General features: G+C 45.7%; 23 protein-coding genes and 1 riboswitch. All 23 genes read left to right on the forward strand.

Annotated elements, in window-relative coordinates; genetic code table 11:
- Positions 1-104 precede the first annotated feature (104 nt).
- The 23 genes from spoIIR to atpG all read left to right on the forward strand — a co-directional run bounded on the left by spoIIR (position 105) and on the right by atpG (position 21,678).
- Entirely contained in the window at positions 105-869 is a 765-nt protein-coding gene (gene spoIIR / locus AC1DM9_RS19300; protein ID WP_441910158.1) for a stage II sporulation protein R, read from the forward strand.
- A 124-nt stretch (positions 870-993) separates the two neighbouring features.
- Complete coding sequence (locus AC1DM9_RS19305) at positions 994-2,055, forward strand: L-threonylcarbamoyladenylate synthase (protein ID WP_477512674.1); 1,062 nt, start codon at positions 994-996, stop codon at positions 2,053-2,055.
- A 123-nt stretch (positions 2,056-2,178) separates the two neighbouring features.
- Complete coding sequence (locus tag AC1DM9_RS19310; protein WP_076266270.1) at positions 2,179-2,739, forward strand: manganese efflux pump MntP; 561 nt, start codon at positions 2,179-2,181, stop codon at positions 2,737-2,739.
- Positions 2,740-2,881: 142 nt separating this feature from the next.
- Entirely contained in the window at positions 2,882-3,460 is a 579-nt protein-coding gene (locus AC1DM9_RS19315) for a low molecular weight protein arginine phosphatase (RefSeq protein ID WP_076266269.1), read from the forward strand.
- An 83-nt stretch (positions 3,461-3,543) separates the two neighbouring features.
- A riboswitch (ZMP/ZTP riboswitch) is annotated at positions 3,544-3,624 on the forward strand.
- A gap of 98 nt (positions 3,625-3,722) precedes the next feature.
- On the forward strand, positions 3,723-4,181 hold the full coding sequence (gene rpiB, locus AC1DM9_RS19320) for a ribose 5-phosphate isomerase B (RefSeq protein ID WP_477581675.1): 459 nt from the start codon (positions 3,723-3,725) through the stop codon (positions 4,179-4,181).
- Positions 4,182-4,197: 16 nt separating this feature from the next.
- Positions 4,198-4,803 carry a TIGR01440 family protein gene (locus tag AC1DM9_RS19325; RefSeq protein WP_477550648.1) on the forward strand — a complete coding sequence of 202 codons (606 nt, stop codon included), beginning with the start codon at positions 4,198-4,200 and terminating at the stop codon, positions 4,801-4,803.
- A 98-nt stretch (positions 4,804-4,901) separates the two neighbouring features.
- On the forward strand, positions 4,902-6,149 hold the full coding sequence (locus tag AC1DM9_RS19330; protein WP_339205415.1) for a serine hydroxymethyltransferase: 1,248 nt from the start codon (positions 4,902-4,904) through the stop codon (positions 6,147-6,149).
- A 721-nt stretch (positions 6,150-6,870) separates the two neighbouring features.
- The gene (locus AC1DM9_RS19335; RefSeq protein ID WP_477581677.1) at positions 6,871-8,553 is read left to right on the forward strand and encodes a peptide ABC transporter substrate-binding protein; all 1,683 of its coding nucleotides are present in this window, start codon (positions 6,871-6,873) and stop codon (positions 8,551-8,553) included.
- A 134-nt stretch (positions 8,554-8,687) separates the two neighbouring features.
- Positions 8,688-9,623 carry an ABC transporter permease gene (locus AC1DM9_RS19340; RefSeq protein ID WP_076266265.1) on the forward strand — a complete coding sequence of 312 codons (936 nt, stop codon included), beginning with the start codon at positions 8,688-8,690 and terminating at the stop codon, positions 9,621-9,623.
- The gene (locus AC1DM9_RS19345; RefSeq protein ID WP_477550649.1) at positions 9,620-10,543 is read left to right on the forward strand and encodes an ABC transporter permease; all 924 of its coding nucleotides are present in this window, start codon (positions 9,620-9,622) and stop codon (positions 10,541-10,543) included. Before AC1DM9_RS19340 ends, AC1DM9_RS19345 begins: the two co-directional genes overlap by 4 nt.
- A 13-nt stretch (positions 10,544-10,556) precedes the next feature.
- Entirely contained in the window at positions 10,557-11,555 is a 999-nt protein-coding gene (locus AC1DM9_RS19350; RefSeq protein ID WP_339209780.1) for an ABC transporter ATP-binding protein, read from the forward strand.
- Positions 11,552-12,514, forward strand: a complete 963-nt coding sequence (locus AC1DM9_RS19355) for an ABC transporter ATP-binding protein (RefSeq protein ID WP_076266262.1) — start codon at positions 11,552-11,554, stop codon at positions 12,512-12,514. Before AC1DM9_RS19350 ends, AC1DM9_RS19355 begins: the two co-directional genes overlap by 4 nt.
- A gap of 579 nt (positions 12,515-13,093) precedes the next feature.
- Positions 13,094-14,191: a glycine-rich domain-containing protein gene (locus AC1DM9_RS19360; protein ID WP_477527456.1), complete on the forward strand. Its 1,098-nt coding sequence runs from the start codon at positions 13,094-13,096 to the stop codon at positions 14,189-14,191.
- 168 nt (positions 14,192-14,359) lie between these two features.
- Positions 14,360-14,989, forward strand: coding sequence for a uracil phosphoribosyltransferase (gene upp / locus AC1DM9_RS19365; protein WP_076266260.1), 630 nt, complete (start codon positions 14,360-14,362; stop codon positions 14,987-14,989).
- 38 nt (positions 14,990-15,027) lie between these two features.
- Positions 15,028-16,176, forward strand: coding sequence for a non-hydrolyzing UDP-N-acetylglucosamine 2-epimerase (gene wecB / locus AC1DM9_RS19370; RefSeq protein ID WP_054025466.1), 1,149 nt, complete (start codon positions 15,028-15,030; stop codon positions 16,174-16,176).
- 190 nt (positions 16,177-16,366) lie between these two features.
- Positions 16,367-16,600 (forward strand): AtpZ/AtpI family protein, encoded by a 234-nt coding sequence (locus AC1DM9_RS19375; RefSeq protein ID WP_076266259.1) that lies wholly within the window; start codon positions 16,367-16,369, stop codon positions 16,598-16,600.
- The gene (locus tag AC1DM9_RS19380; protein WP_477550650.1) at positions 16,593-16,973 is read left to right on the forward strand and encodes an ATP synthase subunit I; all 381 of its coding nucleotides are present in this window, start codon (positions 16,593-16,595) and stop codon (positions 16,971-16,973) included. Before AC1DM9_RS19375 ends, AC1DM9_RS19380 begins: the two co-directional genes overlap by 8 nt.
- Positions 16,974-16,982: 9 nt before the next feature.
- Positions 16,983-17,738 carry a F0F1 ATP synthase subunit A gene (gene atpB / locus AC1DM9_RS19385; protein ID WP_477550651.1) on the forward strand — a complete coding sequence of 252 codons (756 nt, stop codon included), beginning with the start codon at positions 16,983-16,985 and terminating at the stop codon, positions 17,736-17,738.
- Between the two features lie 76 nt (positions 17,739-17,814).
- Entirely contained in the window at positions 17,815-18,030 is a 216-nt protein-coding gene (gene atpE, locus AC1DM9_RS19390) for a F0F1 ATP synthase subunit C (RefSeq protein WP_054025462.1), read from the forward strand.
- An 85-nt stretch (positions 18,031-18,115) separates the two neighbouring features.
- On the forward strand, positions 18,116-18,598 hold the full coding sequence (atpF, locus tag AC1DM9_RS19395) for a F0F1 ATP synthase subunit B (RefSeq protein WP_054025461.1): 483 nt from the start codon (positions 18,116-18,118) through the stop codon (positions 18,596-18,598).
- On the forward strand, positions 18,595-19,134 hold the full coding sequence (locus AC1DM9_RS19400) for a F0F1 ATP synthase subunit delta (RefSeq protein WP_477550652.1): 540 nt from the start codon (positions 18,595-18,597) through the stop codon (positions 19,132-19,134). Before atpF ends, AC1DM9_RS19400 begins: the two co-directional genes overlap by 4 nt.
- Before the next feature lie 25 nt (positions 19,135-19,159).
- Positions 19,160-20,674, forward strand: a complete 1,515-nt coding sequence (gene atpA / locus AC1DM9_RS19405; protein WP_076266254.1) for a F0F1 ATP synthase subunit alpha — start codon at positions 19,160-19,162, stop codon at positions 20,672-20,674.
- Positions 20,675-20,817: 143 nt separating this feature from the next.
- Positions 20,818-21,678 (forward strand): ATP synthase F1 subunit gamma, encoded by an 861-nt coding sequence (gene atpG / locus AC1DM9_RS19410; protein ID WP_054025458.1) that lies wholly within the window; start codon positions 20,818-20,820, stop codon positions 21,676-21,678.
- The last annotated feature ends 33 nt before the right edge of the window (positions 21,679-21,711 follow it).

The following is a 21,711-nucleotide window of genomic DNA, read 5'->3' on the forward strand; positions in this document are numbered from 1 at the left end:
TTGATAGGTTTATATATTAAGCTTAACGGACATAATGACGGATAGATACGTTCCGGAACGCAAGCAGACGCACTGACGGGTGCGACGAGAGGAGCTTGTGTTATATGTCCAGCCATTATTCTATTCATTCCTATTCCAATATTTCTAAATCCGCTCATTCTAATTCGGGTAAGGCTAATAAATTTGTTTATCGCAAATCATATGGTTTTATAATTTTTGCACTTATCATTTTAATTATGAGCTGGGAAGCTCAGCAAATGGATGCTGCGGTTGCAGGCGGAGAAATTCCGCAGGAAGCCATTCGCCTTCGTATTTTAGCCAATTCCGATAATCCTGCTGATCAAGTCGTGAAACGTCTTGTCCGGGATGAAATCGTTAAAGCGATGAATAGCTGGGTGACGGGACCTCAGACGATTGAGGAAGCACGTCAGACGATTCTCGCCAATATGCCTGAAATTGAACGCATTACAGCAGAAGTGCTCAAGAGCCGCGGCTTTGAATATGGCTCATCCGCAGAGCTTGGAATGGTACCGTTCCCGACAAAAATGTACGGCAATCAAGTTTACCCTGCTGGCGACTATGAAGCCCTTCGTATTACACTTGGCGAAGGCGGCGGACAAAATTGGTGGTGTGTATTGTTCCCGCCGTTATGTTTTATCGATGCTGTAAGCGGTGAAGCATCAGCAGCAGCTGGAACAGAGACAGAGCAAGCATCAGTTGTGAAATCGAATAGTGCAGCGGCTAAGACAGCTTCCTTAGCAGCAGCTCCAGCAGATACTCCTTCCCAAGGCGAAGCGCCGGAAGCAAAATTTTTTATTTGGGAAATGATCGAATCTTTTATCAATTGGATTAAATCACTGTTTTCATAAGAAACGACAGCTGCACCTTTGAATGTAAAGGTGCAGTTGTCGTTTCTGCTTGTTTGCGGGTGCTTATGCTATAATAACGAATGAATGAACAATTTCAATTAAGAGCAAGGATTGAAGGATAGAGATGACTAAAACAAATGTATGGCGCGTAAAGCAGGCTCATGATTCTCAGCTGCGCGAACAATTATCGGAAGCTGCCAGCCAATTAAGAGAAGGCGGTATTATTGCTTTCCCTACGGAGACGGTTTATGGGCTTGGCGCGGATGCTCGCAGCTCGGCGGCGGTTGAGCGGATATTCACCGCAAAGGGACGTCCATCGGACAACCCTCTCATTGTGCATATTGCGGGTCGCAAGCAGTTAGATGAGCTGGTGCTGCCGTATTCGGAGCTGGCTTCATCGTTGATGGAACAGTTTTGGCCAGGGCCACTTACCATTGTACTGCCCGTTCGTGAGGATGCGTTATCGCCGCTCGTAACGGCTGGACTGTCTACCGTTGGTATTCGAATACCGGATCATAGAACAGCGCTTGCGCTGCTTGAGATCGCAGATTGTCCAATTGCTGCACCAAGCGCCAATCGTTCTGGAAGGCCAAGCCCAACACTTGCTGAGCATGTGCTGGAGGATCTGGATGGGCGGATCGATGGTCTTGTTGATGACGGTGCAACAGGCGTCGGCCTGGAATCTACTGTAATTGAGCTTGCTGGCGAGCATGGCATTCGTATTTTGCGGCCAGGCGGCATTACGCGCGAAGCGCTTCAAGAAGCGGCACCCCATGCGTTGATTGATAGTGCCTCGATAGAAGAACCGGAGTCGGCTCCGCGATCACCAGGCATGAAATATACTCATTATGCGCCACAAGGGGAGCTTGAGCTTGTGCAAGGACATTTTGAAGCTGTCGCAGCTTACATTCAAGATCAAGTAGAAGCTGCAAAGATGCGCGGCGAGGTAACTGGCGTACTTGCTTTCGAAGAGAGATTGAATCGCTACGATGCAGATCATGTTTTCTCATTAGGCAGCGAGGCGGAGCTTGGCACAGCAGCGCATCAGCTTTATGCCGCATTGCGTGATTTTGACGGGGCAGGCGCTCAGCGTATTTGGGCAGAGGGCTGCACGGAGCATGGGATCGGCGCAGCGCTTATGAATCGGTTGGCCAAAGCGGCTGGAAACCGAATTATTCGTGTATAGAAAGTGTTCTAAGGGGAACGATCATTTTTGAAACTGAATTAGCTTGAAACCGCACTAGTATGTTTGTCCTCATGTCCGCATATGTTTGGTAAAGACTACAAGCGGACATGGGGGAGATAGGCTGTGATTGAAGCACAATTACAAGCTGGACAGTTTTTGACGCTGCTTATTATTGCGGTGGCACTCAGTCTAGACGCATTTTCTCTTGGGCTCGGCATAGGGCTCAAAGGCATAAGGCTGCGAGATATTTTGAAGCTGGGCATTGTAACTGCGTTGTTTCATATGATCATGCCGCTGGCAGGTATTTTTACAGGTCAATACGTGGGCTCCTTGCTTGGAGATGTAGCCACGACTGCGGCAGGCATTTTGCTAGTGCTGCTCGGCGGACATATGATTTATAGCTCGCTGCGCGGCGAGGCGGTTCAATCTTTTGACCATAAATCTTTTTGGGGCTTGCTCGTGCTTTCGCTTAGCGTCAGTATCGACTCGTTCTCAGTAGGCATTACGCTTGGGATGTTCGCTGCAAACATGTTGATGACGGTTTTACTTATCGGTCTGCTCGGCGGGCTGATGTCGATATGTGGTTTAATGCTGGGGCGTAAAGTCAGCGGTCAGCTTGGCGAATATGGCGAGGCCATAGGCGGAGGAATTTTGTTCGTGTTCGGCATCTTGTTTATCTTTTAGAATATAAGTAAGAAAGCAGAACAATATTGCAGTCTTATTTTAAATTTCAAGTCAAAGCTGCTTTAGCATCTAAGGAACGCTGCAGGTGTTTTCGCTTAATCGTTGAACAGCTTGGAATAACGTGCAAAAAGGAGTTGGCAGTGTGAAACGTATTTTATTTGTATGTACAGGCAATACATGCCGCTCACCGATGGCAGAGGCTATGCTTCGCCGAATGGCTGCTCTGAGAGGGATCACCGTAGCCGTTCGCTCCGCAGGCATATCTACTATTGATGGACTGCCTGTGTCAGCTCATGCTGTGGAGACTCTTAGGCAGCGGGACATCGAGCATAAGAGCACGTCGCTGGCGCTGACGAGCGAGGCGGTTGGTTGGGCTGATATTATTTTGACAATGACGGTCAATCATAAGCGCGGTTTGCTGCAATGGCATCCCGAAGCGGTCGACAAAATCTATACGTTAAAGGAATATGCAAATCAAGACGCTCAAGTGCTCGCGGATATTGAGGAGCTGGAGCAGCTCTATACAGAGCTTCATATGAAGCAGGCGCTTGGCCAACAGCTGACGACTGGCGAGAGAAGACGATTGCTTGAGCTGGAGCGTCGCATACCGAGCTTTGACATCGTTGATCCTTTTGGAGGCTCGCTTGCTATATACAGCAGCAGTGCTAATGAAATAGAGGACGCGCTCGTCAAGCTGCTGGACAAGCTTGCCAAAAGATAAGTATTTAGGGTTGCAGAAGCCATTTTTGCTTCCATTCGATTGATTTTTGCAACTGTATAAGATATAATAAAATGACAATATACGGTTTCCGATGTAACTGGCGACGGAAGTGGGTAACCACGGTGGAGCATCGGAATATACGGCCGGTCGCCTGGGCAAAGAGCAGCATGCTAATAAGCATGTCTTGCTCTTTTTTCGTCTTTTTGGGCAAAAATAGGTATACTAGCACTGTGATGTTTCATTTCTAAGGAGGTCTTTTGCGTTGAAAATTGCTATTGGTGCTGACCATGCAGGTTATCGTTTGAAGGATGAAGTTGTACCGTTTCTTCAATCGCTTGGTCATGAAATTGAAGATCTTGGTTGCAACTGTGACCAATCCGTCGATTATCCGGACTATGCATTGCCCGTATGCGACCTTGTTACGAGCGGCAAAGCAGAGCGCGGTATACTCATTTGTGGAACAGGTATCGGCATGTCGATTGCGGCTAATAAAGTACGCGGCATCCGCTGTGCGCTTGTGAATGATATGTTATCAGCCAAAGCCACTCGGGAGCATAATGATACTAATGTTTTGGCGCTTGGGGAACGAGTGATCGGTCCTGGAGTGGCACTCGAAATTATTCGCATATGGCTTGAAACGCCGTTCTCAAATGGAGAACGTCATGTCGGTCGTGTTAGTAAAGTGAAACAAATTGAAGAACAGTACAGCAGCCAGTCCTAATTAGGGGGCATTCGCAATGAACGTAGACGAAAACGTACAGCTAGGAAGCATTGCAGAACAGGTTGAGCAAATTGTTCGGGAACTGGCAGCGGCAGGCAAGCTTGGTATGAGTCAGCTGCTAGTAATCGGTGTAAGTACTAGTGAGGTGCTTGGTCATCGCATCGGGACTTCGGGCACCATTGAAACGGCTGCACAAATTTACGCAGGCGTTGAAACGGTTCGCAGCGAAGTTGGCTTTATTCCCGTTTATCAATGCTGTGAGCATCTGAATCGCGCGCTTGTCATTGATCAAGCTTCCGCAGAACGATTGGGGCTTGATATTGTAGGTGCAGTGCCAGTGCCTAAAGCGGGCGGTTCCATGGCAGCCTATGCCTATCGTCAGCTGAAGGAGCCTTGTTTGGTGGAAACGGTGCAGGCGCATGCGGGCATCGATATAGGTGATACGTTTATCGGTATGCATTTGAAGCGGGTGGCTGTTCCCGTTCGTCCGACGATTCGTGAAATTGGCGGAGCGCATGTCACGATGGCTATCACAAGGCCAAAGTTAATAGGCGGCTCCCGAGCAGTATACGAGCTTAGCGAGAATCTAACGGTAGAGCAATCTGCTGGAACTTGCGAATAGTTGATTTATAGCCATAATTTTTTGATTTTCAGCGTCTAAAGGACACCGAAGACGTTTTTGCTTGATAAAGGGTATCTAATTTGAGGAGGAATTTAATCATGGAAAATTTGCGCAAACAAGACCCAGAAGTATTGAAAGCTCTAGGACTAGAACTTACTCGTCAACGTGACAATATCGAGCTTATCGCATCCGAGAACATCGTTAGCGAAGCGGTATTGGAAGCTATGGGAAGCGTTTTGACGAACAAATATGCAGAAGGTTACCCAAGCAAACGTTTCTATGGCGGTTGTGAGCATGTTGACATCGTTGAGGATATTGCCCGCAACCGTGCAAAAGAGCTTTTTGGCGCTGAGCACGCGAACGTGCAACCACACTCCGGCGCACAAGCGAACATGGCTGTTTACCTTGCAGCTTTGCAGCCTGGCGACACTGTGCTTGGTATGAATCTAGCACATGGCGGACATTTGACACACGGCAGCCCTGTTAATGCATCTGGATTGCTTTATAACTTTGTTGCATATGGTGTACAAGAAGATTCCTTCACTATTGATTATGAAGAAGTTCGCAAGCTTGCTTTCAAGCACCGTCCTCGTTTGATCGTTGCAGGCGCTAGTGCATATCCGCGCACAATCGATTTCGAGAAGCTTGGCAAAATTGCTAATGATGTAGGCGCATTGTTTATGGTTGATATGGCTCACATCGCTGGTTTGGTTGCTGCAGGCCTTCACCCGAGCCCAGTGCCTCATGCGCATTTTGTAACAACTACAACGCACAAAACCCTTCGCGGACCTCGCGGCGGTATGATCCTTTGTCGCCAACCTTGGGCTGCTGCGATTGATAAAGCAGTTTTCCCAGGCTCGCAAGGCGGTCCTTTGATGCACATTATCGCTGCTAAAGCAGTAGCTTTCGGCGAGGCGCTTCAACCTGAATTCAAGCAATACGCAACCCAAGTTGTTAAGAACGCTAAAGTTCTTTCGGAAGAGCTTGTTGCAAAAGGCTTTAATATCGTATCTGGCGGAACAGACAATCACTTGATGCTGCTCGACACACGCAATCTGAACATTACAGGAAAAGTAGCAGAACATGTGCTTGATGAAGTAGGCATTACGGTTAACAAAAATGCCATTCCGTTTGATCCAACAAGCCCGTTTGTAACATCCGGTATTCGTATTGGTACACCTGCAGCGACAGCTCGCGGCATGGAAGAGAACGCAATGAAGGTTATTGCTGAGGTTATTGCACTTGTGCTTAACAGCCCTCAAGATCAAGAGGTGCTCTCCAAAGCGCGCGGCATGGTTCGTGATCTTACGGCACAATATCCACTTTACCCTGGTATGACTTACTAATCATAAATATATTATTAATAAAAAAAGACCTATTTGTGCATATGCATGAATAGGTCTTTTTTTGATTATATGCCGTACATAAATAATATATCTAAAAAAAATAATACAGTTAGAAGCTGAGTGGAATAAATGAGCAAACGTCAATGTTGAAATGAAAAAACGTTCATTTTGCACGATCGAAAAATAATAATTAAATATAATGGTCGTTATTATTTATGTTATAGTATAAATACCGAAAAAACACGTTATATATTTGTGGAATATATATGTAATTTAAAATAAAATGGAAATATAAAGGATTTTCAATTTAATCTGTATTTTTAAGTATTAGTGCTATTTTTGTAAATTAATGACTGTAAAAATATTAAACTGAAATATTATTAAAATAATTAACTGAATAAACGCTGTACAGCATTAACGCAACAGAATAATTAATTGAATAAACGCGTTAATGTGTTAAAGAACAGTGTATAAAAGTAATTATAAACAAAAATTTACAGCTTACATATTCTTGATAAATAATTAACATGGTTGTATAGTGAAATTTATTATTATATTTAAACTCATTGTTTAAATGGGGAAAATGTTTAGCATTGCTCAAGAGGATACGTATATTTGCATTGGACAAGCTAGAAGAAGATGCAAACGTTTGTGTACAAAGCGAGTAAGTTGGACGATTTTGCCTTGTTGAACTGAGCAGAAAAAAAACGGGAGGATTACAATGAGAACAAGAAAGTCTGCTTTATCATTTATTGCTGCTTTACTCATTCTTGCTATTGTCGCTGTTGGTTGTACGCCTAAAGAAGAAACAGGCAACAACGGTGCTACGAACGGCGCAACAAACGGCGCTACAAATGGAGGAGCATCCGAAGCGAAAGTTTTCAGAATGAACATTCACTCTGAGCCTTCGACACTTGACCCGGCACTTATGGAAGACAACGTATCAGGTACACTTGCAACTGGTATCTACGAGGGTCTAACTCGTAAAAACGAGAATGGTGAATCCATTCCTGCAACAGCTGAAAGCTGGGTAAAATCAGAAGACGGCAAAACCTACACATTTAAAATCCGCAAAGACGCAAAATGGAGTAACGGCGACCCTGTTACTGCAAATGACTACGAATTCTCTTGGAAGCGCGCGCTTGATCCAGCTGTAGGTTCAACTTACGCGTACCAATTCTACTACATCGTTGGCGCACAAGATTATAACGAAGGCAAAACGACAAACACAGACGCTGTGGGTATCAAAGCTCTTGATGCTCAAACGCTTGAAGTTAAACTCGTTTCACCTACACCATACTTCTTGAGCCTTACATCATTCTATGTTTACAACCCTGTTCATCCTTCTGTGAAGGACAACGAGGCTTGGGCTGCTGATGCTAAAACAATCATCGGTAACGGTCCTTTCAAAATGAGCGAATGGCAGCACAATACTTCCATTAAGCTTGTTCCTAACGAAAACTACTACGATAAAGCACAAGTGAAATTTGCAGGCGTTGACTTCACAATGATCGCTGAATCTGCAACTGAACTTGCTAACTACGAAACAGGCAAACTTGATTACACTGGTAAACCAACTGGTGAAATCCCAGCTGAGCAAATTCCGGTTCTAAAAGAATCTAAAAAAGACGAGATCGTTACTAAAGGTATCGCAAGCTCGTACTACTACCAATTCAACACAGAAGAAGCTCCTTTCAACAACGTAAAAGTACGTAAAGCACTTGCAATGGCGATTGATCGTCAAGCAATCGTTGAGAGCGTAACAATGGCCGGCGAAGTTCCTTCGTTTGGTTTTGTACCACCAGGCATCATCGGTTTGAAAGAAGATTACCGTAACGAAGTGAAAGATGATTTCTTCACTGAAAATGTTGACGAAGCAAAAACATTGCTTGCTGAAGGTCTAGCTGAGCTTAAGCTTGCTAAGTTCCCTAAAGTAACATTGACGTTCAACACAAGCGACGGCCACAAGAAAATTGCTGAAGCAATCGTTGAAATGTGGCGTCAAAACCTTGGTATCGAAGTTGGTATCGAGAACCAAGAGTTTGCTGTTCTATTGAAAAACCGTACTGCAATGAACTATCAAATCGCTCGCGCGGGTTGGGGAGCTGACTACAACGATCCAATGACTTACTTGGATATGTTCGTAACTGGCGGCGGTCAAAATAATACAGGTTTTGCTTCACCTGAATACGACGCTTTGATCAAAAAAGCGAATGCAAGCGGAGATCAAGCTGAACGTATTGCGGCTATGACTGAGGCAGAAAAAATTCTTATGGAATACATGCCGATCATGCCAATTTACTACTACAGCAACGTTTACATGCTTAAACCTGGATTCAAGAACATCTTCTTGGACTACAAAGGGGACATCGACTACACAAGAGGTTTCTACGAAGCGAAATAGTCGTCCTTCCAGCACCTGAAGCTAGGGATATATGCGGGGTGTCCGCATATATCCCTTTCTTGTTGACAGATTCAGGCTTTATCACTTTTTAGCATTACTTCTTGTTTATATTCTGTAAGGAGGTGTCCATTGCGTTGATAAAATATGTATCCAAGAAGTTTCTGTCCATGTTTGTCTCGTTGTTTGTTCTTGCGTCCGCTACGTTCTTTCTTATGAAAATTATCCCGGGCGATCCCTTCATTAGGGAGAAGGCTATTCCCGAGAAAATAAGGGAGCACCTCTTGCAAATGTACGGCCTTGATCAGCCGGTATGGAAACAATACTTGATGTATTTGAACAATTTGCTTCATGGCGACTTAGGGATGTCAATGAAGCAGCAATATATGTCCGTTACTCGTATTATTAAAGAAAGCTTTATTTACTCTGCGCAAATCGGCCTTTTTGCTGTTATTGTGTCGCTAGCATTAGGTTTGATTCTGGGCATCGTTGCAGCTCTTAATCATCGTAAATTTTTGGATAGCTTCACGATTGTTATTGCAGTGCTTGGGGTATCGATTCCCAACTTTTTGGCAGCATCAATTTTACAATTCGTCCTAGGCAGCAAGCTGCGTTGGCTCAATGTATCGGGACTTAACGATCCTACAGATTTTATTATGCCTGTTCTTGCGCTTTCGTTTCTTCCAGCTGCATTTATCGCGCGTCTGACGCGCTCAACGATGCTAGAAGTACTATCCGCTGATTACATTAAGACCGCTCGTGCTAAAGGTCTCAGCGGCCGCATTATTTTGGTTCGTCATGCTCTACGCAATGCTATTTTACCAGTAGTAACTTATATCGGACCGATGACCGCTAACATTATTACCGGTTCTGTTGTTGTCGAACAAATTTTTGGTATAGGTGGAATTGGGAAATATTTTGTACAAAGTATTACTAACCGCGACTATACGCTCATAATGGGGCTTACTTTATTTTATGGAATTATCCTGATGGTTGCGCGTTTCTTGACTGACGTTGCTTATGGCTTTGTCGATCCGCGTATCAAGCTAACAAGAGGAGGCGGAAAAGGATGAAGGATAAGACCTTTACGCCGGATCAATTCGCGAAGCTGAACAAAGATGAGAAGCACACGGAAGTAGTTGTTCGTGAGAGCATCTCGGCATGGAAAGATGCTTGGCTGCGTCTGCGTTCCAACAAAATAGCGATGTTCAGTTTAATTGTGCTGCTTATCGTCTCCCTTATGGCGATTTTTGGCCCGATCATATCAGAGCAGGATTTTCAAACGAATCACTTGAAGGAAAAGAACCTGAATCCTAACGCTACCTATTGGTTTGGTACAGACGATCTCGGGCGGGATCTCTTCACCCGTACTTGGATGGGGGCAGGGATATCTCTGCAGGTTGGTATATATGCTGCACTCGCAGACTTGGTTCTTGGTGTAATTATCGGTGGAATTATGGGTTACTTCGGCGGTCGTGTCGATGAGATATTGAACCGTTTTTGTGAAGTTCTATACTCCATTCCAAGCATGCTTATTATCATTCTTTTGATTGTCATATTAGAGCCGAGCATGTTCACGATCGTGCTTGCGCTTAGTATAACCGGTTGGATCAGTATGGCTTGGATTGTGCGCGGCCAGATCATGCAGCTCAAAAATCAAGAATACGTTATGGCTGCTCAAGCGCTCGGCGCAAGCACTCCACGTATTCTATTCAGACATCTTATTCCTAACGCAATGGGTCCGATTATCGTAACGTTGACGCTTACTGTTCCAAGTGCGATCTTCGCAGAGGCATTCCTCAGCTTCTTGGGACTAGGTGTTCAATCCCCTGCTGCGTCTTTGGGTACGATGATAAATGATGCAATTAAAGCATGGACACTGTATCCGTGGAGAATGATTTTCCCAGCAGCAGTTATAAGCGTTACGATGCTTTGCTTTAATATTTTTGGCGATGGTCTGAGAGATGCGCTTGATCCGAAAATGAAGAAGTAGGAGGTGGTCAATGATGGAGAAATTACTTGAAGTAAAAGACCTTCGTGTTAATTTCAAAGTTCGAGGCGGTATCGTTAAAGCGGTTCGCGGTGTGAATTTTCACGTCAACAAAGGCGAGGCAGTAGCCATCGTTGGGGAGTCCGGTTGCGGCAAAAGTGTAACTGCACAATCGCTCATGCGTTTGATTCCATCGCCTCCGGCCGATACTAAAGGATCGATTATGTTTAAAGGCCAAGAAATTTTGAAAATGTCCAATAATCAAATGGAGGACATTCGTGGTAAAGAGATGGGGATGATCTTTCAGGATCCAATGACCTCTCTTAACCCTACGCTAACGATTGGCCGTCAAATTACAGAGGGACTAATCAAGCATCAAGGAATAAGCGGTGCAAAAGCGACTGCACGCGCGATTGAGATGCTTGATCTTGTAGGTATTCCGAACCCTGCTTCACGAGTTAATCAGTATCCGCATCAGTTCTCTGGGGGCATGCGTCAACGGGCGATGATTGCTATCGCGCTTGCATGCAATCCATCGCTTCTTATTGCGGATGAGCCAACAACGGCGCTAGACGTTACAATTCAAGCGCAAATTATGCGAGTCATGAAGGACTTGCAGCAAAAGCTTGGCACTTCTATTATTCTTATTACGCATGATTTAGGCGTTGTAGCAGATATGTGTGACCGCGTTATCGTTATGTATGCAGGCAAGGTTGTGGAAACCGGTACGAAATGGGAGATTTTCAAAAACCCTAAGCATCCTTATACAAGAGGCTTGCTGCGCTCCCTTCCTCGTCTTGACCAGAAGAAGGAAGAGCCGTTGGTACCGATTTACGGTATGCCGCCGGATTTGATTAAGCCGCCGACGGGCTGCAGCTTCTGTGCTCGCTGTGATGAAGCCATGCGGGTTTGCGTGGACAATGACCCTGAATTGCTCCCAGTGGATGGCAATGAGAATCATGAGTCGGCTTGCTGGCTAGCACATCCTTATGCAAATCGGGAGGTGTCAGTATGAGTGCGCCATTAATTGAAATTAATAATTTGCGTAAATCGTTTAATTTAGGCGGAGGAGCGACGCTCCACGCTGTTAATGATATATCTTTCTCCATCAAAAAAGGAGAAACGGTCGGCGTAGTTGGTGAGTCCGGCTGCGGAAAATCAACAGCTGGTCGTACTATTATGCGGCTGTATGAACCAACTAGCGGCGGTGTTAACTTCGACGGGCAAGATATTTATAAGTTGAAGGGCCCTAAGCTAAAAGAGCTTCGCCGTGATATGCAAATGATATTCCAAGATCCTTACGCATCATTAAACCCGCGTATGACGGTTATGGACATCATCGGAGAAGCGCTTGATATTCACAAGCTTGTTGCAAGCAAGAAAGAACGCAAGCACAGAGTTGAGAACCTGCTTGATGTCGTAGGTCTTAATCCAGACCACGCTACAAGGTATCCGCATGAATTCTCTGGCGGTCAAAGACAGCGTATTGGTATTGCGCGCGCGCTTGCCGTTGATCCGCGCTTCATCATTGCAGATGAGCCGATCTCAGCGCTCGACGTATCTATCCAAGCGCAAGTTGTTAACTTGATGATGGATCTACAGCGCAAGATGGGTTTAACTTACTTGTTTATCGCGCATGATTTGTCCATGGTTAAGCATATAAGCGATCGTGTAGCCGTTATGTATCTTGGTAAAATCGTTGAGCTCGCAGAGAGCAGCGAGTTGTACGCGAGTCCTGCTCACCCTTATACAAGGGCTCTGCTTTCGGCTATTCCGATTCCAGACCCGGAGATTGAAGCGACTCGTGAGCGTATTGTATTGACTGGCGATTTGCCTAGCCCAATCAATCCGCCTACAGGCTGCCAGTTCCATACGCGTTGTCCGATTGCGACAAACAAATGCAAGGTGGATGAGCCAGCTCTGCTTGAAGTGAGAAAAGGGCATTTTGCTGCTTGTCACTACGCGTCAGTTTAATCATTATCAATTATCTAGCATAAAGCTAGTTGTGAATAAGTTTTTGAAAAAAGATGGAGCAAGGATGATTCCTGCTTCATCTTTTTTTGTTTTTAGTAGGTTGTGCACAAAAATGTTGATAACATGTGGACAATTGTGGATAACTCATGCCAAAAATGTGGATAGTTTATCATTTAAACGTTTTTTCAATAAATAATTTATTATTTTTATACTGATTGTGGATAGAAGTTTACATGGTGACTTCAAGGCCCACTATATAAGCTTGAGGAGAGCGGCTTCGCCGTGTGTAAGTGCAAGGAGCAGGATCGTAGAGCGGTTGTACTGGACACTACGGGGTTAACTGAGGGAAACCCTTCCGTATAATGAAGTAGGCATACAGGGCAATACAGCGCTGTTTAAAGGCTTCTATTCAGAAGAGAGCCTCGATTTTATGTGTGACCTTCATTATTCTCTTGTTTACCATGCAAATGTTCATAACCGCTTGGCGGTTTTTTTTATTCTGTAGGGAAACAGCGATGACCCGTGCGATTAGGAGATGTGTTAATATATGGGTAAGACGAACCGACGTGGGAGGAAGAGATGGGGAGTTTAGTGATTATTCCAATTATATTTGTGATAGTACTGATTATCATTGTCGTATTTGCAATTTCGAGAACCTCAAAATTTATCGAACAATCAGGCGGCAGAGGCCGAGAATATGCTGGCCGTACCAATGCGTTTACACCTTGGCCAAATGCCGAGCTGCCGACTGCACTTGGCGTGCCGTACGGGCACCCTGCGAGAACCGCGGCGGAACGCTTGGAGTCCGCGCTAGGTATCGATTTTGAGAGCCGAGTGAAGGACAGGGTATTAAAGGAATTCCCAAAAATATCAGATAAAGAATGGAATTGGACCTGGTTTGAGCTGAAGCGATATTTTCTTATGTGCGGCATCATGCGCAGTGTTCCTATGTATAGCAAGCAGGTTGATGCGGTATGGCATGAAATGCTTATGTTCACGAGGGAGTATGAACAGTTTTGCATGAAATTCTCCGGCGCAATGATTCATCATGCACCTCATGCGCCAGGTGCGCAGCCGCTCCCGGGAGAAAGAGCGATGTTCGACTGGGCTTATGGCGAGCTGTTTGGGCAGGCTCCGGTTAGCGGCAGAATATGGGGAGCCTTTTACCGAACGCAAATGTCGGAGCAACGGCTGGAGGAGCTTGCTGGCTGGAGTACAGAAGAGCTGCGCAAGCAATGGTTTAACGTGAGTACGACAGAGAGACACTCTGATTTGAAAGCGACAGCTAACTATATGATAGATAGGGCCAAATCTCAGCTTTTGGCTGCTGGAAAGGGCAAAGCGCCTTACGGGAAAGAGCCTAGCTCCGCGAGCAGCTATGGGTATGATCCTGTTTTAGGAGCAACCGGCCTATTATCAGGTCTTCTCATTTACAATTCTATATCGCACCCGAATGATTTTGCCCAGCAGATGGATCAAGCTCAAAATGAAGAGGAACGTAAAGCGAATGGAAGCGGTGATACCACTTATGCTTGCAGCGGCTCATCCGACGATGGAAGAGATGACCATTCGTGTGGAAGTGACGGCGGTGATAGCGGATCAGGCGGGGATTCCTCCTGCGGAAGCGGTGGAGACGGCGGCGGATCATCCTGCGGCGGCGGAGGCTGCAGCAGTTAAAAGGAATATACTTACAGCGGCCTGTGACTCCTAATTTTGGAATCACTGGCCTTTATTTGCGAAAACATAAAACTCAAGATGCAAGGGCTTGTTTACAATGCTATAATATACGGGATTGTGTGAAGACTACTATACAATAACAACAACAAACGGGAGGAATACGGCTCCATGAGCAAAGTAATTATTTGCGACCATCCGTTAATTCAGCATAAGCTGACTTTTATTCGGAATAAAGAAACGAATACAAAAGATTTTCGGGAATTGGTTGATGAAGTTGCAACATTGATGTCTTACGAAATTACGAGAGAAATACCGCTTGATACGATTAAGGTGCAGACGCCTGTAGCCGAGACGGATTCGAAGGTTGTATCCGGAAGAATGCTTGGGCTTGTGCCTATTTTGCGCGCTGGTCTTGGGATGGTTGACGGTATATTGAAGCTGATTCCATCGGCAAAGGTAGGGCATATCGGTCTAGCGAGAGATCATGAAACGCTCCAGCCTAAAGAGTATTACATTAATTTGCCTACAGATGCACCGAATCGTCTGCTTATTGTTATCGATCCGATGCTTGCTACGGGCGGCTCTGCTATCGCAGCGATCAATTCACTGAAAAATCATAATTGCGATCAAATTAAATTAATGTGTCTTATTGCTGCTCCGGAGGGTGTGAAGGCTGTTCAAGAAGCGCATCCTGATGTCGATATTTATATCGCCGCACTCGATGAGCGTCTGGATGAAAGAGGCTACATCATCCCTGGTCTAGGCGATGCTGGAGACCGCATGTTCGGAACAAATTAGCACAGTGTCGTATGAAATGATAATAGGAGTGGAATCTTTTGTCTAAACTGAAGGTAATGACTATTTTTGGAACACGTCCGGAGGCAGTCAAGATGGCGCCGCTCGTACTCGAGCTCCAGAAGCGAGAGGATGAAATCGAATCGATCGTTTGTGTAACTGCGCAGCATCGCCAGATGCTTGATCAGGTACTCGATTTTTTTGAAATTCATCCAAATTACGATTTGAATGTGATGAAGGATCGTCAAACGTTAACGGAGACGACTGTTCGCGTGCTAGAAGGGCTTGATCCTGTTCTAACGCAAGCGAAGCCTGATATCGTGCTAGTACATGGCGATACACAGACAACGTTTCTAGCAAGCTATGCAGCGTTTCTTAAGCAAATAAAAGTTGGCCACGTTGAGGCGGGGCTTCGTACTTGGAATAAGCTTTCTCCGTATCCGGAAGAAATGAATCGGCAGCTTGCCGGCGTGCTCTCAGATGTGCATTTTGCTCCGACAGAATGGTCGGCGAACAATTTACGCAAAGAGAACAAGTCGGATGCTGCCATTTATGTGACTGGGAACACCGCGACTGATGTATTCCAATATACGGTAGATGAGTCTTTCTCGCATCCGGTCATCGACTGGGCTAAAGGGAAACGGATGATTCTCATGACAGCACATCGTCGTGAAGCGTTAGGAGAACCGCATCGCAATATTTTCAGAGCGGTGAAACGAATCGCCGACGAGCACGAAGATGTGGTAGTCGTGTATGCAGTCCACCCGAATCCTGCGGTCAGAGAGCCTGCGAATGAAATTTTGGGCGATCATCCACGTATTCGCTTGATTGATCCGCTGGATGTGTTCGAGTTCCATAACTTCTATCCACATGCTTTTATGATTATGACGGATTCCGGCGGTTTGCAAGAAGAGGCTCCATCGTTTGGCGTGCCGACTCTTGTGCTTCGCGATACGACAGAGCGTCCAGAGGGCATCGAAGCAGGAACGCTAGAGTTGGTAGGTACAAATGAGGAGCTGGTGTACAGCAGAGCTCATGCACTGCTAACCGATTCTCAGCTGTATTCTCGCATGAGTCAAGCTGCTAACCCTTATGGGGATGGCACCGCTTCCGAGCGTATTGTAGATGCGATCTTGCATCATTTTGGCAGACTAAAGGATCGTCCTGTTTCGTTCACAGAACGTTCATAGATTACACAGGAGTGATGAGCTGAGAGGCGAATGTACAGCATACAGTAGTACTGTACGGTTTCCGGGACGCACAACACCTTATGTATCAAGGGTTTTGGTCGATCAATTCACCAAAAGTTTGCAGTGATTTCAATTGACAAACGTGTTGTGGCTTGGATAAAATAAATGAGGATTGACAGGGGTATGAACCATGAATAAAAAGGACAGAAGGGACAATCCACTGCTCGCAGCCGGACTAGTCGGCGCACTCGGATTGCAAGTCGCTGTATGTATCTTTTTAGGCTATTGGATCGGCTCTTCTCTCGGGAACCGTTTTGGGGACGCGAAGGGATGGACGCTCGGTGGCATACTGGTCGGTCTGGCTGTCGGACTACTCTCAGCCATTCTGCTTGTTAAGAAGGTTATGGAGGACGCCGATGGATAAAATAATGAAGACAGCATTACGTACGCTTATTTATGCAATGGCGGTATGCCTAATTGTATGGGCTTTCTTGCCGGACTGGCGTACGGTGTCTCTCGGTCTTCTTGTGGGATTGGCAGCAAGTTCCATGAATGCGTTTTTACTAAGACGCAGAGTAGAAATGGTCACCCTAGGAGCAGCGGGGGTTGGACCACGCAAGAGAGGTCTTGGTCTAGGAAACCGCATCGCAACAGTGTTGCTGGTTGCCATGATCGCCTATCGTTTTCCGGAGGATCTCAGCATGCCGGCCGCGTTAGCTGGCTGTATGGTCATGCCGTTTATTCTTTTGGTAGCAGCATATATTCACAATAAAAACAATCTTAGCGGAAAGGGGTGAAAATTTTAGATGCATGTATTTCCGGTGATACCACTCGGGCCGTTTAATATTGATCTCTCGACCTTGATAGCACTTGTGGTGTCAGTCATTGTGACGTTCTTGATCGCTAAGCTGGCTGTTCGCAACCTTTCGGTGGACAACCCGTCGAAGATGCAGAACTTCATGGAATGGGTAGTGGAGTTTGTACACAGCTTTATTGCTAGTACAATGCCGCTCAACCGTGTAAAGCCATTCTTGTCTCTAGGTCTAACGCTTATTATGTTCATATTTATCTCCAACGTGCTAGGCTTGCCATTCGGTATCGTTACTGAACCGCATCATGCGATGCCTTCGATAGGATTTACTGAAGAGATGTTAAAAGAGCATAAAGAAGTAGCATGGTGGAAATCACCAACGGCTGACATTTCAGTAACTGCTGGGCTTGCGCTTATCGTATTCGTGATCATCCATTTCCTTGGTTTGAAGCAGAATAGAAAGCACTACTTGAAGCATTACTTGCATCCGTTTCCGGTTTTCCTTCCAGTTAACTTGCTAGAAACAATCGCTAAGCCAGTAACACTTGCGCTTCGGTTGTTCGCTAACATCTTCGCAGGTGAAGTACTGATTGCAACAATCCTGATGCTGGGCTGGATTGGTACGCCGTTCCTGGTTGCATGGCAGGGCTTCAGTCTTTTTGTAGGCGGCATACAGGCTTTCTTGTTCACGATTCTGACGATGGTTTATATTTCACAATCAGCCATTCACGATGAAGAGGAAGCACATTAATTTTCGCTTTATGTCTTAATTCAACATTGAGGTTGGTTATACAAAAAAACAACAATTTTCGAGGAGGATTTTAAAAATGGAATTATTAGCAGCAGCTTTGGCAGTAGGTTTGGGTGCGATTGGCGCGGGCGTAGGTAACGGTATGATCGTTAGTAAAACAGTAGAAGGTATCGCTCGTCAGCCAGAACTTCAAGGTAAATTGCAAACAACAATGTTTATCGGTGTAGGTATCGTCGAAGTTGTGCCTATCATCGGCGTAGTTATCGGTTTCTTGGCTTTCTTCCAAGCATAATATTTGAAACTGGCGGGGAAGGCCTTAGCCCTCTTCGCCTTCGTTATGATTAAGACAATATTGTGGTGAGAAAGGAGTGGCATCAATGGCATGGATTTGGGAATCGACAGTAATCGCAATGGTCGCGTTTGGCGTATTGTACTGGTTACTTAATAAGTATGCGTTCGGTCCGTTATTCGATGTAATGGAGAAGCGCAGGCAGCTAGTTTTAGAGCAAATGAATACAGCTGAAAACAGCCGCAAAGCAGCCGATCAGCAAATGGAAGAGCAGAAGTTGGCACTCCAACAAGCTCGCAAAGAAGCTTATGAAATTATTGAGCAATCCAGAACGACGAGCTCGAAGCAAGCAGACGAGATCGTTCAAACAGCAAAAACAGAAGCATCCCGTCTGAAAGACGATGCTCTCAAAGATATCGAAAGCGAGAAAAACAAAGCAATTGCTGCGCTTCGTACTGAAGTTGGCGGCATTTCCGTAAAAATCGCATCGAAAATTATTGAGAAGCAAGTGGATGAGAAATCACAAGAACAGCTTGTTGGTCAATATTTGAAAGAAGTTGGAAATAAATGAGCCGCGATGCAGTCGTAGCGAAGCGCTACGCTAAAGCACTGTTCGAGGTTGCACAGCAGCAAAAGGTTGTTTCAGAGGTTCAGGAGCAGCTTAAGCTGATCGTGCAAGCTCTTGAGCAGGACGCTGACATTGAAAAGTTCCTGTCTGTTCCAAGTATTGCTCCAGAACAAAAGATTGCTGTTCTTAAAGCAGCATTCGGTGATCGAGTATCTACACTGGTATTCAACACTGTACAGATTCTTATTACTCGCAGACGCCAAGATATTATTGCTGAGGTTTATGCAGCATATACGAAGGTTGCGGGAGATTCGCTCGGTCAAGCACATGCTACGGTTTATTCCGCACAAGCTTTGTCTGATGCTGAGCTTGCTAACGTAGCGGCGCAGTTCGGACAATTGACTGGCAAAGCTATTATTGCTGAGCAAATAGTAGAACCTTCATTGCTAGGTGGCGTACAAGTACGCATCGGCGACCGTCTTTATGATGGAAGCTTGTCCGGCAAGTTGGAACGTTTACAAAAATCGTTTAAAAACTAATGCACTGTAGATAGGGGTGAACGAATTGAGTATCAGACCTGATGAAATCAGCACGCTGATTAAACAACAGATCGAAAATTTTAAATCCGAAATTCAAGTCGTAGACGTCGGCACCGTAATCAATGTCGGTGACGGTATCGCCCGCGTACACGGTTTGGAAAATGCGATGCAGGGTGAATTGCTCGAATTCTCAAACGGTGTAGTCGGTATGGCTTTGAACCTCGAAGAAAGCAACGTCGGTGTCGTTATCCTTGGACCATACACGGATATTCGCGAAGGCGATCAAGTTAAACGTACAGGCCGTATCATGGAAGTACCTGTCGGCGAAGAGCTTCTTGGCCGCGTAGTAAATCCACTTGGACAGCCACTTGATGGTAAAGGACCAATCAACACGACTCAATTCCGTGCGATTGAATCTCCAGCACCAGGCGTAATTGACCGTAAATCGGTTCATGAGCCTATGCAAACAGGTATGAAAGCTATCGACGCAATGGTACCAGTAGGCCGCGGACAACGTGAGCTTATCATCGGTGACCGTCAAACGGGTAAAACATCCATTGCAATCGATGCAATCATCAACCAAAAAGGCAACGGCGTAAAATGTATTTACGTAGCTGTTGGTCAAAAACAATCCACTGTTGCAAACGTAGTGGAAACACTTCGTCGCCACGGTGCTCTTGAATACACGATCGTAGTAACTGCTGGTGCATCTGAGCCGGCTCCATTGCTCTTCCTAGCTCCTTATGCTGGTTGTACAATGGGCGAGTACTTCATGTACAAAGGCGAGCACGTTCTTGTTATCTACGATGATCTATCGAAACAAGCTGCTGCTTACCGTGAGCTTTCCCTATTGCTTCGTCGTCCACCGGGTCGTGAGGCATACCCAGGTGATGTATTCTACCTTCACTCCCGTTTGCTAGAGCGTGCGGCTAAACTAAGCGACGCTAGAGGCGGTGGTTCAATGACGGCATTGCCATTCATTGAGACACAAGCATCAGACGTATCGGCATACATTCCTACGAATGTTATCTCGATTACAGACGGTCAAATTTTCCTAGAAGCAGATCTGTTCTACTCCGGTCAGCGTCCAGCGGTTAACGTTGGTATCTCTGTATCCCGTGTAGGTGGTTCCGCTCAAATAAAAGCAATGAAAAAGGTTGCTGGTACGCTTCGTCTGGATCTTGCGGCTTACCGTGAGCTTCAAGCGTTCTCGCAGTTCGGTTCCGACCTTGACAAATCGACGCTAGCTCGCCTTAACCGCGGTGCGCGCACGATGGAAATTCTTAAACAAGACGTTAACAAGCCGATGCCTGTTGAGAAGCAAGTTATCTCAATCTTCTCTGCTGTTAAAGGTCATTTGGATGAGATTCCAGTTGGCGATATCCTTCGCTTTGAGGAAGAGTTCCACGCGTACCTCGATTCGAACAGCCCYGAAATTGGCCAATCGATCCGCGATACTAAGGATCTTGTTGCTGACAACGAGAAAGCTCTCGTTGAAGCTATCAATAAATTTAAGAAAAGCTTCTCTGTATCGGCATAATTAAGCATATACGGGTGAAACTTATACCTTCTTATAATCCAATATAAATCGAAGCCCGTTCTTAATGTTCGGGCCTAGATAACTTTCTCCACCAACACCAGGCTTTGGAGCAGGTCCAAAGCAACAAAGGCGGGTGAAACCAAATGGCAAAAGGTATGCGCGATATTAAACGCGAAATCAAGAGTAAACAAAATACGAAGCAGATTACGAAAGCAATGGAGATGGTTGCCGCTTCCCGCCTAAGAAAGGCACAAGAAGCAGCGCAAGCATCACGCCCATATGCTGAGAAGCTGAAGGAAGTTGTAGCAAGCATCGCAGCTGGCACTAAAGATGTGAAGCATCCGATGCTAGAGAAGCGTCCAGTGAAAAAAACGGGTTATCTCGTTATTACATCGGACCGTGGACTAGCGGGCGGCTACAATGCGAATATTCTTCGTAAAGTAACGCAAACGATTCGAGAGAATCATAAGTCGACGGATGAATATGTATTGTTCGTTATCGGACGGAAAGGTCGCGACTATTTCCGCCGCCGCAATATGACAATCGTCGAGGAAGTTATCGGCTTGCCGGATGCTCCTACATTCGCAGACATTAAATCGGTTGCTTATTCAGCCGTTAATATGTTCTCAGAAGGCGCTTATGATGAGTTGTACTTGTACTATAACGAATTCGTTAATGCGATTACTCAAGTGCCGACAGACGTACGTTTACTGCCTCTTGCAGAAGTAGGCGGGAACACGGCTGTCACATCGTATGAATACGAGCCATCACCGGAGGGCGTGCTTGAAGTGCTGCTGCCTAAATATGCGGAAACGCTCATTTACAGCGCAGTTCTAGACGGAAAAGCAAGTGAGTTCGGGGCACGTATGACTGCCATGGGAAGCGCCACGAAAAACGCGACGAAAATCATCAACCAATTGACGCTCACTTACAATAGGGCGCGTCAAGCAGCGATTACACAAGAAATTTCCGAGATCGTTGCTGGGGCAAATGCTCAATCTTAATATATACACTGCAAGGGCCAGGCGCTTGCGATA

The organism is Paenibacillus sp. 01T431 (assembly GCF_056398625.1).

What these genes read in the sequence shown, in the direction of transcription:
- atpF (WP_054025461.1), top strand. Translation starts at nt 18,116, where the DNA reads ATGGCATGGATTTGGGAATCGACAGTAATCGCAATGGTCGCGTTTGGC.
- atpG (WP_054025458.1), top strand. Translation starts at nt 20,818, where the DNA reads ATGGCAAAAGGTATGCGCGATATTAAACGCGAAATCAAGAGTAAACAA.
- spoIIR (WP_441910158.1), top strand. Translation starts at nt 105, where the DNA reads ATGTCCAGCCATTATTCTATTCATTCCTATTCCAATATTTCTAAATCC.
- AC1DM9_RS19350 (WP_339209780.1), top strand. Translation starts at nt 10,557, where the DNA reads ATGGAGAAATTACTTGAAGTAAAAGACCTTCGTGTTAATTTCAAAGTT.
- atpE (WP_054025462.1), top strand. Translation starts at nt 17,815, where the DNA reads ATGGAATTATTAGCAGCAGCTTTGGCAGTAGGTTTGGGTGCGATTGGC.
- AC1DM9_RS19305 (WP_477512674.1), top strand. Translation starts at nt 994, where the DNA reads ATGACTAAAACAAATGTATGGCGCGTAAAGCAGGCTCATGATTCTCAG.
- AC1DM9_RS19325 (WP_477550648.1), top strand. Translation starts at nt 4,198, where the DNA reads ATGAACGTAGACGAAAACGTACAGCTAGGAAGCATTGCAGAACAGGTT.
- AC1DM9_RS19360 (WP_477527456.1), top strand. Translation starts at nt 13,094, where the DNA reads ATGGGGAGTTTAGTGATTATTCCAATTATATTTGTGATAGTACTGATT.
- atpB (WP_477550651.1), top strand. Translation starts at nt 16,983, where the DNA reads ATGCATGTATTTCCGGTGATACCACTCGGGCCGTTTAATATTGATCTC.
- AC1DM9_RS19345 (WP_477550649.1), top strand. Translation starts at nt 9,620, where the DNA reads ATGAAGGATAAGACCTTTACGCCGGATCAATTCGCGAAGCTGAACAAA.
- AC1DM9_RS19375 (WP_076266259.1), top strand. Translation starts at nt 16,367, where the DNA reads ATGAATAAAAAGGACAGAAGGGACAATCCACTGCTCGCAGCCGGACTA.
- AC1DM9_RS19400 (WP_477550652.1), top strand. Translation starts at nt 18,595, where the DNA reads ATGAGCCGCGATGCAGTCGTAGCGAAGCGCTACGCTAAAGCACTGTTC.
- AC1DM9_RS19380 (WP_477550650.1), top strand. Translation starts at nt 16,593, where the DNA reads ATGGATAAAATAATGAAGACAGCATTACGTACGCTTATTTATGCAATG.
- AC1DM9_RS19330 (WP_339205415.1), top strand. Translation starts at nt 4,902, where the DNA reads ATGGAAAATTTGCGCAAACAAGACCCAGAAGTATTGAAAGCTCTAGGA.
- upp (WP_076266260.1), top strand. Translation starts at nt 14,360, where the DNA reads ATGAGCAAAGTAATTATTTGCGACCATCCGTTAATTCAGCATAAGCTG.
- AC1DM9_RS19335 (WP_477581677.1), top strand. Translation starts at nt 6,871, where the DNA reads ATGAGAACAAGAAAGTCTGCTTTATCATTTATTGCTGCTTTACTCATT.
- AC1DM9_RS19355 (WP_076266262.1), top strand. Translation starts at nt 11,552, where the DNA reads ATGAGTGCGCCATTAATTGAAATTAATAATTTGCGTAAATCGTTTAAT.